Consider the following 600-nt stretch of genomic DNA (forward strand, 5'->3'; position numbering starts at 1 on the left):
CGCTGGCTGATCGATACCGTGACCGCCAAGTTCGGCGTGAACCTGGCCGAAGCCGCCAACCCGGACCCGCGCAGCTACCGCACCTTCAATCAGTTCTTCACTCGTGCGTTGAAGCCGGGCGCGCGCGTGGCCGATGCCGATCCGCGCACGCTGGTCATGCCGGCCGACGGCCGGATCAGCCAGCTGGGCACGATCGAGGACGGGCGCATCTTCCAGGCCAAGGGGCAGTCCTTCACCGCCGCCGAACTGCTGGGCGATGCCAAGGATGCGGAAGTCTTCCACCACGGCCTGTTCGTCACGGTGTATCTCTCGCCGAAGGATTACCACCGCGTGCACATGCCGTGGACCGGCACGCTGCGCGAGACGGTGCACGTGCCGGGTCGGTTGTTCAGTGTCGGGCCGGCGGCGGTGAACAAGGTACCCGGGCTGTTCGCCCGCAACGAGCGCCTGGTCTGCCACTTCGATACCGATTTCGGCCCGATGGTCTCGGTGATGGTCGGCGCATTGCTGGTCTCCGGCGTGGAGACGGTGTGGGGCGGCGAGGAGATCCCGGCCTACGGCGATACCATCACCCGCAAGGATTACCGCGGCAAGGGCATC

1 protein-coding gene is annotated in these 600 nt (G+C 66.8%); it reads left to right on the forward strand.

Translation table 11 applies throughout. The features are described from left to right. A partial coding sequence (gene asd, locus AAE045_RS23840; protein WP_455549775.1) for an archaetidylserine decarboxylase occupies positions 1–600 on the forward strand: 600 nt, incomplete at both ends.

The organism is Dryocola clanedunensis, from assembly GCF_038405435.1.
GTDB classification, from domain to species: Bacteria; Pseudomonadota; Gammaproteobacteria; order Enterobacterales; family Enterobacteriaceae; genus Dryocola; species Dryocola clanedunensis_A.